The sequence below is a fragment of the Leptospira bourretii genome, from assembly GCF_004770145.1.
Classification (GTDB): domain Bacteria; phylum Spirochaetota; class Leptospiria; order Leptospirales; family Leptospiraceae; genus Leptospira_A; species Leptospira_A bourretii.
Window position 1 is genome coordinate 152833 of record NZ_RQFW01000016.1, and the last position, 12937, is coordinate 165769.

12 protein-coding genes are annotated in these 12937 nt (G+C 37.5%); 6 read left to right on the plus strand and 6 right to left on the minus strand.

The window, feature by feature from the left end; genetic code table 11:
* The first annotated feature begins 231 nt into the window (after positions 1 to 231).
* A complete protein-coding gene (locus EHQ47_RS11015) occupies positions 232 to 2304 on the plus strand; it encodes a methyl-accepting chemotaxis protein (protein WP_135749012.1) in 2073 nt (690 codons plus the stop codon).
* A 60-nt stretch (positions 2305 to 2364) separates the two neighbouring features.
* Here the strand turns inward: EHQ47_RS11015 and EHQ47_RS11020 are convergent, their stop codons facing one another.
* On the minus strand, positions 2365 to 4179 hold the full coding sequence (locus tag EHQ47_RS11020) for an alginate export family protein (protein WP_135749011.1): 1815 nt from the start codon (positions 4177 to 4179) through the stop codon (positions 2365 to 2367).
* A gap of 386 nt (positions 4180 to 4565) precedes the next feature.
* Positions 4566 to 5558, minus strand: a complete 993-nt coding sequence (locus EHQ47_RS11025) for an HpcH/HpaI aldolase/citrate lyase family protein (protein ID WP_135749010.1) — start codon at positions 5556 to 5558, stop codon at positions 4566 to 4568.
* Positions 5559 to 5820: 262 nt separating this feature from the next.
* Here EHQ47_RS11025 and EHQ47_RS11030 point away from each other — a divergent pair, with 262 nt between their 5' ends.
* Both EHQ47_RS11030 and EHQ47_RS11035 read left to right on the plus strand, forming a co-directional pair.
* Positions 5821 to 6252: a globin domain-containing protein gene (locus EHQ47_RS11030; RefSeq protein WP_135749009.1), complete on the plus strand. Its 432-nt coding sequence runs from the start codon at positions 5821 to 5823 to the stop codon at positions 6250 to 6252.
* 136 nt (positions 6253 to 6388) lie between these two features.
* Positions 6389 to 7117, plus strand: a complete 729-nt coding sequence (locus EHQ47_RS11035) for a hypothetical protein (RefSeq protein ID WP_244290319.1) — start codon at positions 6389 to 6391, stop codon at positions 7115 to 7117.
* A gap of 44 nt (positions 7118 to 7161) precedes the next feature.
* Here EHQ47_RS11035 and EHQ47_RS11040 read toward each other — a convergent pair whose 3' ends face one another.
* Positions 7162 to 8094: an ornithine carbamoyltransferase gene (locus EHQ47_RS11040; protein WP_135749008.1), complete on the minus strand. Its 933-nt coding sequence runs from the start codon at positions 8092 to 8094 to the stop codon at positions 7162 to 7164.
* A gap of 88 nt (positions 8095 to 8182) precedes the next feature.
* Entirely contained in the window at positions 8183 to 8530 is a 348-nt protein-coding gene (locus EHQ47_RS11045; RefSeq protein ID WP_135694900.1) for an LEPBI_I2431 family sigma-54 regulated protein, read from the minus strand.
* Between the two features lie 281 nt (positions 8531 to 8811).
* On the opposite strand from EHQ47_RS11045, the gene EHQ47_RS11050 reads away from it, so the two are divergent.
* Positions 8812 to 9798 (plus strand): cytochrome-c peroxidase, encoded by a 987-nt coding sequence (locus tag EHQ47_RS11050; protein ID WP_135749007.1) that lies wholly within the window; start codon positions 8812 to 8814, stop codon positions 9796 to 9798.
* Position 9799: 1 nt separating this feature from the next.
* On the opposite strand, the gene EHQ47_RS11055 is transcribed toward EHQ47_RS11050, so the two are convergent.
* Positions 9800 to 10444 (minus strand): TetR/AcrR family transcriptional regulator, encoded by a 645-nt coding sequence (locus EHQ47_RS11055; protein WP_135749006.1) that lies wholly within the window; start codon positions 10442 to 10444, stop codon positions 9800 to 9802.
* A 262-nt stretch (positions 10445 to 10706) separates the two neighbouring features.
* Between EHQ47_RS11055 and pyrE the strand changes: the two genes are divergently transcribed.
* Positions 10707 to 11267, plus strand: a complete 561-nt coding sequence (pyrE, locus tag EHQ47_RS11060) for an orotate phosphoribosyltransferase (protein WP_135749005.1) — start codon at positions 10707 to 10709, stop codon at positions 11265 to 11267.
* Positions 11264 to 12016, plus strand: a complete 753-nt coding sequence (locus EHQ47_RS11065; protein ID WP_135749004.1) for a hypothetical protein — start codon at positions 11264 to 11266, stop codon at positions 12014 to 12016. The genes pyrE and EHQ47_RS11065 overlap by 4 nt, the downstream gene beginning before the upstream one ends.
* A 2-nt stretch (positions 12017 to 12018) precedes the next feature.
* Here EHQ47_RS11065 and EHQ47_RS11070 read toward each other — a convergent pair whose 3' ends face one another.
* The gene (locus EHQ47_RS11070) at positions 12019 to 12927 is read right to left on the minus strand and encodes a hypothetical protein (protein ID WP_135749003.1); all 909 of its coding nucleotides are present in this window, start codon (positions 12925 to 12927) and stop codon (positions 12019 to 12021) included.
* Positions 12928 to 12937 lie beyond the last annotated feature (10 nt).

Sequence of the window (12937 nt, forward strand, 5' to 3'; positions counted from 1 at the left end):
AAAAGCCAAAAAAACTCTCTACCAAATGGGAGATCTCAACCTAATGCGACAAAGTAAATTGTAGATTTAAGGTAAAACCAGAACTAAAGAAAACGCAATCTTAGTAAAACTACCAAAAATCTGAATTTTGAATATGGAAATTAATTTCCAATTGAATCTAAAATTCAGATTTCAAACCTAAGAAACGGTAATCTATTTACAAAATATAGAAAACACCTAAGATCGATCTTTATGAGTATACGCAAAAGGGTTTCTCTTTCCATTGCAGGAATTTTATTTATTGGATTTGTTGTGTTAACCACATTTCAAATCTATCGCACAGCCACTGACCTAAATGCCGAAATTAAGGAAAATTCAAAAGTCACTTCTGAAAAATGGTCTTTTGAAATCCAAGAACATCTCAATGCCATGATGGGTGTGATTCGGGGCTTCCGATTTGCTTTGTTTTATACCTCACCTCCTCGAGAATCTATGATCAGTAGTATGAGAGAGATCCTAGAACGTAACGATGATATTTTTGCTATTTGGCTTTGTTATGAACCGAACGCCTACGAAGGACGAGATATTGCTTTTGTTGGAAAACCTGGCCATGATAAAACAGGGAGATTTATCCCCTATATACACCACACACCGGATGGAAAAATCAGTTTGGAGCCATTGGTGGATTACGATAATCCGAATGGAGCAGGGGATTATTACCTTCAAGTTAAAAAATCAAATAAGGCAAAAGTCTTTGGACCTTACGAATATTTGGCGGGTGGAAAAAAAATTCAAATGATTTCACTTGTTGTACCAATTTATCCAAAGGGAAAATTTTTAGGAGCTGCGGGCATTGACTTAGATATCGCAACACTCCAGGAAAAAATTGGAGATACAAAGCCGTTTCGGGGGCAAGGAAGAATTGCATTTTTGTCATCTAACGGAACTTATGTGATGTATGGGCAAGACCAGACCAAATTAGGAAAAAAAATAGAAAATCCTGATCATCTTAAATATTATTTAGAGAATCTTAAATTGGGGAAAAGTTTTACGATCCAACATGACGGATATACAGATTATTTCTCTCCTTTTCATATTGGAAAAGATCCGCAATTTTGGGCATTACAAGTAAGTATCCCTGATTCTATTTTTAGCGATCAAATTACAAAGGTTATTCTTAGTTCCACTTTGATCTCCATTGCTATTTTAGTCGTGGTTCTGTTTTTTCTTAACTTTGTATTTAAAAAACAAATCAGTACTCGTTTGGAAAGGGCGATGGAATTTTCATCTCAAATTGCGAATGGAAACTTGGCTATCAATGCAGAGGAAATTAACCAGGATGAAATTGGTAGTTTACTACATTCAATGAATCGAATGAAGAATAGTTTGGTTTCTATCATTGCCGACATAAAATCCACCGTTGAAAAACTAGGCAGCCAATCGAACAAGATGGCGTCCACTTCACAAAACCTTTCTGACACATCACAAGCGCAAGCTTCTGCCGCTGAAGAATCCTCCGCTGCTATTGAAGAATTATCTGCTTCAGCTGATAATGTTGGTAAGTCGATGGAAGATGCTGTTGTCAAAATGAAAGAGATCGATAAATCAGTGTTAACTCTTAGGGAAGAAGTCCAAAATATAAATAAGGAAATGGAGTATCTCGCTAAGTTTGCTTCTGAATCGAGAGAACATGCCGTAGTGGGTGAAACTGCAATGAATGAATCCACAAAAGCCATGGAAGACATCGGAGAAAAAGCTGAACGAATTAGTGAAGTATTGGATATCATAACGGAAATTTCTGAAAAAACCAATCTACTCGCCTTAAATGCTGCAATTGAAGCCGCAAGAGCTGGTGATGCAGGAAGAGGGTTTGCTGTCGTTGCAGAAGAGATTGGGAAACTAGCATTACAAACCGGTGCTTCGGTAAAAGAAATTGGCGATCTTGTTATCTCTACAAACTCAGCTGTCGAAAATGGAAACAAAAAGGTGACTGAGGCGGCCCAAGTATTAAATTTACTGAATAGCCGAGTGAAAGAATTTGAAACATCCGCAACAAGGGTTTTGGAATCAGTTCTATTACAAGAAAATAATGCGAAAGACATCGCTCAAAATTCAAATCTACTCACCAACTTGAACTTACAAATTGAAGATGCAGTATTTGAACAAAAAAGGGCAACTGAAGAGATATCCAAAACAATCATAAGTATCTCGAACGGAACCCAAGATGTAGCAACTGGATCTGACCAGTTAACGATTGTTGCTGCAGAAATTGCTTCTCAAGCTTCCTACCTTTCCACTCAGGTAGAAAGGTTTAAGCTCAAGTAATTTTATTAGTTTAAGTTCTTTCAAACAACTCAAATGAACCTAGTATTTGCGGTTCTACTTTTAAATCGCAAATACTGTTTGAAATGTAGCCATTGTAGCTGTTGGACTCAAGTCATATCGATGTAGAGGATCAGTTTCCAGTGGATTATTCTTTTGGTTGCGGATTGCATCGCCTGCCTTAATCACAGTTGCTCCAAACCAAAACGATACATTTTCGAATGGGGTGATGATATAGATAAAGTTTAATTCAGTTGCTACTAGATTCCCTAACTTGGGTTTTGTTGGATTGTATGCTTCGGTATTATAATAATCTTCTGTTGATGCTGTCTCTCCTGTTGCCTTACTTCCAGCAACATAATTATTGTTATCATAATAACCATCTTGTAATTTCACTTTATAATACCAATGTGGGTTGATAATAAAAGTCCCGTAATTTGATGATTCGTATTTTAGATGTAATGAGTAGTCTTTGATATTTTGCCAAAAGACAAGACCAGAGTTTCCATTCCCTGCAAACGGTAAGGAGCCTCCTGCCATTCGTCTTGTTGCAAATAGGGGATTGTAAGTAGCAACGCTAGAATCATTTCGGTTTGGATCACCTGATGCTTGCACATATTGAACTCCTATTCGAAATTCTTTTACTGGAGTATATCCAAGTTGAACTGCAACGATATTTGCTTTGTAACGAACTGCTTCTGAAAGGGGAGGTGGTTCCCCGGTTTTTTGATTTGTTGAGTAAAACCCATTTTGATTTAACCAATCCGGAGTTACTCGTTCTCCATTAAAACCAGTTTGCCAAGCTGCTTCCACCATCCAGTCAATTCCGGTTGTATCAGGAAGAGCGTTATTTTTAGTTCGATTGGTTAGTCGAAAACCTGAGGTATTCAGTTGATCGTCACCACGGTAGTTTCTTGTTTCTGAAAGGGCTGGAGGAGTAGATGCTTTTCTTTGTTGTTTAAATAAACTGTAATTATACAAGTCAATTCCAAGCCAATCGGCTACTTTCCAGTTATAATGAACTCCACCATAATAAGAATCTCCTATACCACCTAACTTTGTTGAATTGTTTGATACAATGCTGTTTGAATTATTTTCTGCTCCGATGACTGAGCCAAAAACGTCCAATGTATGATTGCTGATTTTACCTGTAAACCTAAGTGCATCAAATGAGTTACCGTTTAAGCTATCGTTTCGGGAACCAAGGATCCTACCGTCTCCGAATTCTAAAATTTGCCTGCCTGTCCTTAATCTAAATGCCTGATTCGTTGTTTTTAAATCTAAAAAAGCTTCCCGGATCCCTGTATAATTATTTATTGCAACTTCTCTTTGTTTGGTTGTGTCAACTGTTGTTCCTGCATTTGCAATAGCTGCATATTTCTGTTCCGCATTTCCGCTTGAGACTACCTCGCCTCCCCAAAGGCGTACATCTTGTAATGTAATTTTGAATAGTACATTCTCGTTGATATCTCCTAGGATAAAAAATTGTGTTTGAGTTAACGCGTTGTTTCTGTTATCCGGTGTTGATTTATCGAAATCTGTATTATTCAAGGAATCCACTTTCGGTCGAATTCCAAACCCAACCCGAAACTTATCAGCAAACCAAAGGCTTTTATTCTCTTGGATTGCCTTTCTTTGTTTGCTCGTGACTTGCAAACTTCTCAAATATTCGCCTGATAGATTACCGATCTGTTGGCTTTGGTACCCTTCCTTTTTTTCTTCTTTTGGTTGTTGGGGGAATGGCTCGGAAACTGTCTCTACTTTGGGAGTTGTGTTTGGCTCAGCTTGGGCATAAATACCACTTACTGGGAATCCTACCAGAATGAAGGAAACCGAAAGGAAAAGAAAGGGAGTCAATTTTGATATTCGCTTGCTCATAGGTGAAGTCAGTAATGGAACAAGGTTCCAGTATTACAAACAAAAAATCGCTATAGCAGATAAAAAATCCGTAAAAATGAAATTTATCCTCTATTTAATACCGAATTTTCCCTTTTCTGGTTCTAATTGCAAATAAAAGGCCATATTCGATTTTTTTGGGAAAATCTATCGCTTGGTTATTCGTCCTTTTGTTCGGTTGCGATCGGTTTTTTCGTTTTGAATGGGGAGAAGTGCGACGGGAAAAGGTGTACTTGGGTGAAAGTTAAAGTTGGTGAAAAAGGTAAGTCACTAAATAAGGAAAGTGACTTACCTTTTCGTGCGACTTACCAAAGTGAGCCAGTTCCGAAGGTAACTTGCTCACTTAAGTTCAATTGTTAAAAAAATTCTTAGTTTGAAAAGAATCGTTTCTCTACTTCATCTGGAAGTTTTTGTCCTGTGAGTTTTGCTCGTTGGACAAGTTCCCAGAAATATCGGTATGTGGCTCGGTCATGTAAGTCACCATCATGTTGGATTGGACCCCATTCTGCATCTTGAGCTTTGATTAGAATGTCACAAGCTGTTTGTGTTTCTGCAAAGTTCGGAGCCATTGCATCCAAAATAGATTGGATTTGTGCAGGATAAATGGACCACATACGTAAAAAACCGAATTCATCATGCGCACGTTTCGCATCCGCATAAGTTTGGTAGATGTTTTTTAAATCCAAAGTTACGTTATGAGCAGGAATCACCCCATTCATAAGTGCCGCTGCTACCAAGTTTGATTTTCCACGGCGGAGAAGTTCGTGGTCAAATTGACCAGGAGATTTCATACAAGATGCTGGAATCGCACCATGGTGTCCGGAAATAAAGTCCATTAAACCAAAATCTAAAACTTGTAACCAAGGAAGTGCTGCAATTTCGAACACATCATTTAACGCACCGTGAGTTTCGATGAGTACGTGAATTGGAATTTCTCTTTTGATTCCTGCTTTTTTGCACGCATCTTGAATGTAAGTGATTTGCTCTTTCACCTGACTTGCTTTTGTAGGCTTAGGGATTGTGATGTAAGCAATTACATTTCCTGCTCCCGGTACAAGGATATCAACATCGCCTCGCCAATGTTCGTTTGTATAATCATGGATACGAACTCCACTCATTTTATGTTTGTTCAGTTCAGAGTTTTGGATACGAACAATCATCTCTGCGTGTTCTTTTTCTTTTCCAGTTTGGGCACCGTCTTCGCAGTCCATCGTGATGTCGAAAAGTCCACCGAGTTTATTTTGCAACTCAAGGGCTTTAGTGATGAGTTTTTCAGATCCAGCGAAGTGTTCACAAGCAGGGATGATAGGGAAAGGTTTTTCTCCTGCAAAGAGAGCTGATTGCGGGTGAGTCAGTGCCATTTAGTATACCTTTTTCGGATTTTTTTACCAAGTTTTGTGAATTTTGCCTGTCGTCCAGGAATTAATGCCAAAATCCGAATGGAACCAATTCTAGGAAGAAACTCACTTACCTTTTCGAGCTCCTTTCTAAATCTAGGGACTTTCTTTTGTTTGGGGCGAACCCGCTCGTCCCTCGGGGCCGGGCCAGTCCGGGCTTCGCCTTCGGCTCCGGTCGAAAATTCGACTTCCCCTTCCTGTCCCTTTCGCAAAACTGACTATCAATTTGGATCCTGATCATATATACACACCGCCAGGTGGTCCTCCCCCTCCAAACCCCAATGTAAAATTTCTTTTTGAAAAATGGGGAGAATCTGCCATTCGCCAACTTGTCTCCGATTTTTATGACCTGGTTGCTCATTCTGAAATTAAATGGATGTTTCAGGGGGATTGGGATTTGGCCAAAGAGAAACAAGCGGATTTTATGATCCAAGTGTTAGGTGGTCCAAGTTATTATATAGAAAAATGGGGACCTGCTAGGATGAGGATGCGCCATTTTGTTTTTCCTATTTCTGAAAAGGAGAGGGAAGTTTGGTTTCGTTGTTATGACGAAGCCTTACAGAAGTTTGATTTTGAACATGATGACAAAATTGATTTTTTATACTTTTTGGACGGTTTTAGTGCATGGATGGTAAATCGGAAAGATTCTAATCAGTAAATGGCTCCATTAGCGAGTGTTAAAAGGTTTTTCTTTTCCGATTTGATTTATCCAAGGAATTCGGAAGCTAAATTAGTTCTTGTATAAATTGAAGTTACCTCAATGGTTTGTGCATACTTCCAAATAGTGAGACCTTATGCTTTCAAAATTTATCACTTCGGTTTTGTTCCTTACCTTGTTTTCTTGCGCAAGTAGGGGTATTCCATTAGAAACTCGTTTACATACAAAATCGAATATTTCTCTTCAGTGTCAGACGATAGAGACTGAAATCAGAACCTTTAGAGTTTTATTTCTACTCCCAATTTATCATTCTCAAAGTTTTGAAGCAACAAGTAACGGTTATGTGATCGAAACAAAATCTTATGCAAAACCTTTGGACATCATCATCACAACTTTGGGTTTTCTTTTTTCAGTAAATTCCTCAACGGATTATATTCGTTCCTGTCCTTGGGAGCAAGTGGAAAAATCGATGAAAGGGAATGGTGACGGTGAAAATAACTTGGAAAAATCGAAACTTGCTTTTTGGAAACCGGTGGGAAGTTCTGAACCAATCGAATCTATTTTTTTTGAGTCGGACGACTATAGATTAAACGAAGAATCTATTAATAAACTGGTTGTTTTAGGCCAAAAGATACTAAAACCCGAAGAAAAAGTGCAGGTGATTCTATATGGGAAAGTCAACACTGTGGGTGATGTAGGTTTCCAAATTCGACTTCTTAAACGTCGTTACGATGAAATTAAATCAAAGCTTTCAAAAGAATCGTCGATTGATACCAATTCAATCATCCCAATTATTGGTGAAAAAGAAAATTCTGCAGATTCAAAATCTAATTCTACAATACAAATTTATTTATTAAAGAATTAATCAAAAACCCACGCGGAATTGTAATTTCGTTTGGGTTTTTTTGTCTAATTGTGGTTTTCTAAAAGTTTTAGGATAACAGCCTTTTGTGCATCCAATCTGTTTTCTGCCTGAGTGAAAATGATTGAGCGATCGCTTTCAACCATCTCTCTCGTGATTTCATAACCTGCATGGATAGGCATATCATGCATCACTTTTGCTTTTGTGTTTTTTAAGAGTTCCGAATTAACCTGATATGGCATCATCAATTGAATTCTTTCTTCTTTTTCTTTTTGAAACTTTGGGTCATTAAAATATTCCATATCCACCCAAGTATCTGTATAAACATAATCTGCACGAGTCACAGCTTTTTTGACATCTGTTTCCCAGGAAATAGTGCCTTTCTTTTTTGCTCGTTCTATCGATTCTTTGACAATAGAATCATCTGAAGCAATCGGTGTTACAAGTGTTAAGTGGATTTCCAGAGCGGCAGTGATTTCAATGAGAGAGTTTGCTACATTATTATGTACGCCAATATAGCATAGATTTTTCTTCTGCCAGTCGTTTGGTGAATCCATTACTATAGTCAGTATATCTGCAAGAGATTGGCAAGGATGAAATAAATTGCAACATCCATTGATCACAGGCACTGTTGAACCAGATTTTAATACAAGAAGATCTTCGTGTTTTTTGAGTCGAGCCATAATGATGGCAACATTACTAGAAAGATACTTTCCTTCGAAATCAATATCAGAAAGTAGGAAGTTGGAAGCCATCCAATCTAGAAAAATTGCGTGTCCACCAAGTTCAGTCATTCCTGCTTCGAAAGATACCCTGGTTCTTGTTGATGTTTTTTGGAATAACATTGCAAGAGACCGCCCAGCCATATGTCCCGAAAAATAAACGCGATTTTTCTTTACATAGACTGCAAACTCGAGGAGTTCTCGGATTTCTCCGTCGCTCCAATCTTGCCAAGATATCAAATGTTTGACTTGGGACATAGCTTTCCCCACTAATATCGGATCAGATTGGATCCAAATCGAGAGATTCTCGTTAGAAACTAACCTAGAATCCTGATTTTTTTAAGCTTTAGGCTGCCGATTCTGCAATTGACCTGGCTATGATAAAATTAGGTAGGATAAGTTCTTCTGAAAATTTGATCCCGAAGAGGAGTCCTTGGTCAGTTTCTTTCATCCAGGCAATTTTGCCTTTGAATGAAATACGAGATCTAGTTAAGTCACTTTCAATGATTCCTGTGACAAGGTCTCTGTCTTTTATTTGGATATCCTGGTCGACCGAACCACTCACCCCAAGTTCCGAAATATTTCCAATTTTTGCGAGTAGGAATTCCGGCCTTTCATTAATAGAAAAGAGTTTTAAGACCAAATCATCCCAGTCCAAAGATTCAATTCGATCGGTTCGTCTTGTATTTAACATATGTAGCTCCTAAAGATCTAAAGCAACTATAAGCATAAATCGTGCCAATAGAGTCAGGGAGTTACTTTTTACAGTTTGTCACTTTGTCGCAATTTTGGTGCCATTCATTTGACTAAATCTGTTTGTTTTCGACGAATTCCTTGGAGCAAGCTGCTCTGTAAATCTTCCAAACTGCTTAATCTCGATGCATATTAATATTATTCCAAATTTAGACTCAATGTATAATAATTCCAACTTGCCGATTCTGAACAAATCTCAGCATTATCCGTTAGAGGATCGATATGCTCAAAAAAATATTTACACCTTTTCTTTTTTCCCTTTTATTCTTGGCGTTCGCTAATTGCGGACCTTCACCTGAAACCAAAGATTTGCAAGTGAAAGCAAAACAAATCATTGGTGCACTTCCTGCAAAAATGCCTGGTTCGGAAAATGATAGTCAGGAACTAATTTCACTCGGTAAAAAACTCTATTTTGAGAAAAAACTTTCCCTTAATGAAACGCAATCTTGTAACTCTTGTCACAACGTGGAAGGAAAGGCAGCAGGAGTAGACAACCTTTCTACATCTCCCGGTGCATTCGGAAAAAATGGAGATAGGAACTCACCGACTGTGCTTAATGCAGGATTCCATTTTGTACAATTTTGGGATGGTAGAGCAGCTGATTTGAAAGCACAAGCTAAAGGTCCAATTCTTAACCCAGTGGAAATGGCAATGCCTTCCGAAAAGGAAGTTTTGAAACGAATTAACGAAGATTCTGAATACCCTGCATTATTTGCAAAAGCTTATCCAAATGAAAAAAATGCAGTCACTTACGACAATTTGGCTGGTGCGATTGCTGCTTTTGAAAGAACGCTCGTGACTTCTTCACGTTTCGATGATTTTATCAATGGAGATCATAAGGCCATTTCGAAAGAAGAACAAGAAGGGTTTAAAAGTTTTCTTTCTGCTGGATGCACTTCATGCCATTCTGGAAATCTACTTGGTGGTAATTCTTACAGAAAAATTGGTTTAGTGAATGAATACAAAACTGCTGACCTTGGACTTTACAATGTAACTAAAAAAGCTGAGGATAAATTTTCCTTTAAGGTTCCAAGTTTAAGGAACATTGCTTTGACTGGCCCTTACTTTCATGATGGCCAAATCAAAACCTTGGATGAGGCAGTTCAAAAGATGGCATTCCATCAGTTAGGTATCAAGCTCTCTGATGAAGAAACCAAAAAAATTGTTCTCTTCCTTGGAACACTTTCGGACAAAACACGTATCAATTAATTCATTTCTTTGTATTTGAATATCCTTGGATCCCTGACAGCATTTGTAGTGATCCAAGGAGCCATTTTTCCAATGCACGATGCCTAAGTGCAATTGGTATCGGTTGTAAGTATTCTTTAAAGGCTTTTGAACCTAATATCCGAATAACGGATATCATTTGTGCTGAAATTACCCTTAAAATTGGGTTGAACTCATTCTTGTCACTATCTAGCTGCAGAGCGTCTGCCAACCTGATTTCATAATGTTCCCAAAGCAATAGATATCTCTGTTCCAAATCTGGACTGTCCATCCATGGATGAAAACCCGGCAATGATTCGATTAAAACTTCTGGGTCAATCGATTGAATTAAGTTCCAAAGAAACTGTTTGAATGCTTCAAATAAAGAATCTGTTTCTTTTCTAGCCAAAAGACATCTAATCAGTTCATCACAGAATAAAATTTCATCCTGAAATGCGAGGTCTTCTTTCGATCGAAAGTATGTGAATAGGGTTTTGACAGAAACATCTGCTGAATCTGCAATTTCAGATACGGTAACGGCTGAATACCCCTTTTCCTGGAACAATAGTTTTGCCGATTGCAAAATGGAGGTTTGAATGCTCTGTTTTTTTCTTTCTCTAAGTGGTAATCTGAGGATCATCTTGCTCATTGGGGTTGATTTTCTCTACTTTGGGCCTGCGAGCCAACCAGAATCGTCAAAAATAGAATCTTTGGGTTAGTTCAGTTTTTGGAAAAAGTGAAGTGGTATAAAAAGTAACTTACTTTAATTAGAAAGTCAATTTATTTTTACAGCGACTTTCTTTAGTAAGTGAATGTAAAAATAAAGCGATTTACTTTTTATAGTCAAATAAAATAATCTCCCTGAAAGAAAAATATACTTTTCCCACCAGAATTGGAAAAATAATTGGAATATGTCTCAAACTCTTCGCGATCAGCTTTTCCTTTGGATGAAATCTCATGTTTACCGTTATTCAGAAGTACCGTTTCGGCTGGCGAGCGGATTAGAATCTCATCATTATTTTAATTGTAAGGAAATTACCCTTCATCCGGAGAGACTTGCCGTTCTTGCTGATTGTTTTGTAGAGGAAATCATTCCAAAACTAGGATTGGAGTTCCAAGCAGTGGGTGGATTGACACTCGGAGCAGACCCATTAGCTTATTCGATTGCTTTGGCGTATCAAAGGAAAGGGAAACTCATTTACCCACTTGTTGTTAGAAAGGAAGCGAAAGGACATGGGACCGGCCAACAAATTGAAGGTTTTTGGAAAGAAACTAAATCTTGTTTGATAGTGGATGACGTGATTACCACTGGAGGATCAACTCTCAAAGCAGTCCAAGTATTACGAGAAGCAGGAATTTCGGTCACCAAAGGAATTTGTATTTTGAATAGAGAGGAAGGTGGTGCAGAAAATTTAGAAAAGTCTGGAATCCAGATGGAATCAATCTTTCGTAAAAGTGAGTTTTTTAAATGAGTGCAAAAAAGATATTTCTATATGACGTAAAATTGTTCAGGAACAAGTTAATAAAGAGAACTTGGGCAGTCATTTCATTGTTTGTCGTTTTTGTCGCATATAACAGCCTCCAGGTTCCCAAAGAGGGGAGGTTACAGTTTTTTACAATTTTTCTTCCTTTGTTAGCATTGTTCTTTTGGTTTTTGAGAAAAAACTATTTAAAACAGATTGAAATTTTATCATCAGGAAAGATTGAAATTGAAGGTGGCTCGCTAAAACAATTTGATTCTAATGGAAATTGCGCAAGTATCAGGATAAAGGATTTAGAACAAATAACCACCGATAAGTTTCGTGGTTATGACCGAATTGTATTGGAAACAAAAGAGAAAATTCATCCTATCGTGAATATAGAATCACAAGATGAGTTGGTATCCATATTAGAAAAAGAGTCCGGCGTTAAGAGGCTTGTTGATTTAACAGAGGATAGATTGTGGAATTTGAAAACACCTCTGTATTTTGTTCCAAGTTTACTCGTATTAGTAGTTACTTACATTCCGTTCATTAAAAGTAAGTTCCCGATTCTATCACCGGAATTTTTGGGTTTGTTTTTTAATGTGAATTTAATTATATACTTACTGTATTTACCTGAAAAACAAAATCACACGATCAGTCAGTTTTCTCTAAAAAGGAGAATGATATTTATTAGTTTGGTAGTATTTTTCTTTCAGGTGTATATCCAATTGGATAAGTCGGGCTGGCTTAAAAACTAAGATCAACTTTCTTGTTTTGATCCAACACTTTGCCTAAGTAAATTCAGTTTTGCTTGGGCATATCGTCTCAGTTCTATCATTTCTGTGGCATATCTTTTCAAAAGATTATCTTGCTCCATTCGATTCTCCATTAATTGCAGAGTGTCTCGAACATATTTAATATCTTTTTCTTCTTTTAATTTGCCTGTTTGTATTAGTTTTTTGACCACATCAAATTCATACTTTCTAAAATGAACTCGTAATAAGAACTCAGTTGAAAAGTTTTCTTTGGCTTTGACCCAATTCTGGTCAATTTTTTCCTTTGGCCCTTGTTCTTTTAATTGGTCGACGGCCCGTTTAGTTGGGTCCATGTCTCGAGCTGATGTTGCATTCGCTAATTCTTCTGCTGCATTGATTTCATCTTTGAAAATTTCTTGGAGTTTGTTTCTCCGCCACTGGTCAGTGTATTCATAACTTTGCGCCGTGAGCATTCGTTGAAACTCTTCGAGCATTACTGAAACATTGATGGAACGTCCAAGAGGAGTGTTATTAAATTCTTTGATTTTGGGAAACAACTCTCTCGTTATTTGAAATGCAGATTTTCTTTTATAATTACTTGCTTCGTATAGCTTTTCTAACGAGTCCTCTGAATGTTTTTTTAGTTCATTCAGAATGAATGGTTCGGCAAATACATAAGCGTCTTCACCATAAACAAATAAATTTGGATCTGGTGCAACAACTGATACGATAAAAATATAATGGCTGTCTCTAAGTGCTGTCAGAAGTTTTCTTAAATCTTCTTCCGTTCTGGAAAGTTGGGAAGACCAGATTCGTAAGTGTGTATCGGAAGTAGGGATTTTTTCTCTTGATTCGAGGTTTTCTTTTCGAATCATATCTGCCAGTTCCAAACAAACTTTGATACTTCCCGCCATAAATAAAAGT

Excerpts from the sequence above, each read along its gene's own strand:
- EHQ47_RS11015 (WP_135749012.1), top strand. The coding sequence starts at position 232 with ATGAGTATACGCAAAAGGGTTTCTCTTTCCATTGCAGGAATTTTATTT.
- EHQ47_RS11020 (WP_135749011.1), bottom strand. The coding sequence starts at position 4,179 with ATGAGCAAGCGAATATCAAAATTGACTCCCTTTCTTTTCCTTTCGGTT.
- EHQ47_RS11025 (WP_135749010.1), bottom strand. The coding sequence starts at position 5,558 with ATGGCACTGACTCACCCGCAATCAGCTCTCTTTGCAGGAGAAAAACCT.
- EHQ47_RS11035 (WP_244290319.1), top strand. The coding sequence starts at position 6,389 with ATGCTTTCAAAATTTATCACTTCGGTTTTGTTCCTTACCTTGTTTTCT.
- EHQ47_RS11040 (WP_135749008.1), bottom strand. The coding sequence starts at position 8,094 with ATGTCCCAAGTCAAACATTTGATATCTTGGCAAGATTGGAGCGACGGA.
- EHQ47_RS11045 (WP_135694900.1), bottom strand. The coding sequence starts at position 8,530 with ATGTTAAATACAAGACGAACCGATCGAATTGAATCTTTGGACTGGGAT.
- EHQ47_RS11050 (WP_135749007.1), top strand. The coding sequence starts at position 8,812 with ATGCTCAAAAAAATATTTACACCTTTTCTTTTTTCCCTTTTATTCTTG.
- EHQ47_RS11055 (WP_135749006.1), bottom strand. The coding sequence starts at position 10,444 with ATGAGCAAGATGATCCTCAGATTACCACTTAGAGAAAGAAAAAAACAG.
- pyrE (WP_135749005.1), top strand. The coding sequence starts at position 10,707 with ATGTCTCAAACTCTTCGCGATCAGCTTTTCCTTTGGATGAAATCTCAT.
- EHQ47_RS11065 (WP_135749004.1), top strand. The coding sequence starts at position 11,264 with ATGAGTGCAAAAAAGATATTTCTATATGACGTAAAATTGTTCAGGAAC.
- EHQ47_RS11070 (WP_135749003.1), bottom strand. The coding sequence starts at position 12,927 with ATGGCGGGAAGTATCAAAGTTTGTTTGGAACTGGCAGATATGATTCGA.